1 protein-coding gene and 2 pseudogenes are annotated in these 1,566 nt (G+C 66.7%); all 3 read right to left on the reverse strand.

Annotated features, from left to right (window positions below; translation table 11 throughout):
- Nucleotides 1–216: DUF5801 repeats-in-toxin domain-containing protein (locus AC1DZU_RS35540; protein WP_477292121.1), on the reverse strand; the 216-nt coding region annotated here is incomplete at its 3' end.
- A gap of 138 nt (nt 217–354) precedes the next feature.
- Nucleotides 355–555: pseudogene (locus tag AC1DZU_RS35545) on the reverse strand (DUF5801 repeats-in-toxin domain-containing protein); the annotation flags it as partial.
- Nucleotides 556–781: 226 nt separating this feature from the next.
- Nucleotides 782–1,333, reverse strand: a pseudogene (locus tag AC1DZU_RS35550) (DUF5801 repeats-in-toxin domain-containing protein); the annotation flags it as partial.
- Nucleotides 1,334–1,566: the final 233 nt, after the last annotated feature.

Genomic DNA, 1,566 nt, shown 5'->3' on the forward strand with positions numbered 1-1,566 from the left:
ACCTACCTGGACCAGCGTGATCGCATGRTCGCCCTGYGCCGTYGCCAGCCCGGAGTTCGCATCCGTCACCGACAASGCATAGGCCGTCGTTCCGGCGCCRTCGGCGCCAAAGCTCGACGTCACCGTCACGATCGCCGCCGCACTCGTTGCCGTCATCAGCGCCGGGTTCAGCACCCCGTCCGTCGTCGAGCCGTTGTTGGTCTCGTCAAGCGTCACCGAGCTGCCGACAACCGCGCTCGTGATCGACGGGCCGTCGTCCAGGAAGGTSACCGCGCCGCCGACGTTGATCACGCCGCTCGTCGCCGTGTCGCCATCCGCATCCGTCACCGTCGCCGTCACGCCGATCTTGCCGGCCAGCGTCAGCGCATCGTTGTAGGCCGCAGGACCGCCATCGATCAGGTGCTCCAGCGCGACGTTCTGCACCACCGTCAGCTTGCCGTCCGAGCCGATCGACACCGTGAACGCCGTGTGCGTCCCGCCGGCATCCGTGAAGTGGCCCTCGATCGCCGATCCGACCTGGACCAGCGTGATCGCATGRTCGCCCTTCGGCGCCAAAGCTCGACGTCACCGTCACGATCGCCGCGGCGCTCGTGGCCGTCATCAGCGCCGGGTTCAGCACCCCGTCCGTCGTCGAGCCGTTGTTGGTCTCGTCAAGCGTCACCGAACTGCCGACAACCGCGCTCGTGATCGACGGGCCGTCATCCAGGAAGGTCAGGTTGTTGCCGATGTTCAGTGTCGCCGACTGATGATCGCCATCCTTGTCGGTGATCGTTGCCGTCAGCGTCACCAGATTGTCGGCGTTCAGGCTGACCGGCTCGTTCGGGTCCGTCGTCGGATGGACGACCGCTCGCTGCTGGTCGAGCGTTACATTGCCCGACGCATCGGTGCTGACCGTGAACACGATCACGCCGCCGACGCCTGCACGGCCGACCACCTGGCCAGCCTCAAGGCTCAGCACCACCGCCTGGCCGCTCGCCGTGTCGATCAGCCCAGTTACGCCGGCATTGAAGCCCAGCGCATAGGTGGTCGTGCCGGCGCCATCAGCGCCGTAGTTGGACGTGAAGGCGCTGGCAAAGCTCTGCGTGTCGTTGGTCGTCAGATCCGTCTCGTCGACGCTCAGCGACGGCAGCTTCACATCGGCCAGCGCGACCGTCGGAGCATCGTCGTTGAAGGTGATGGTCAGCGTGCCGGGTGCTGTCGAGCCGTCGGCATCGGTGATCACATAGCCGAGACCGACCGTCGCATTGTTCTCGTCGTTCGGGCCCTGGGCCTGAAGCACGTTGTCGAGCAGCGTCACCGTATAGGCGCCGGTGGCCGGATCGGTCACATGCACCGTGAACAGACCCCCGCGCGGACCCGTCGCCGTCAGCGTGTCGGTGCCGGCGTTCCAGCTGTAGGTGACGTTCTCCTGGCCGACCGTCCCGTTGGTGCCGTTCAGCGTCGCGAACGAGAAACCGTTGGAACCGGCGCCGTCGCCGCCGACGCTGCCGCCCAGCGTGCCGTTGTAGACCGCCTCGCTGGCGCTCAGCGGAACCTCGCCCGCATTGGCGTTGATATCGCCTGTCG

Source organism: Mesorhizobium sp. P2_A12, from assembly GCF_056405075.1.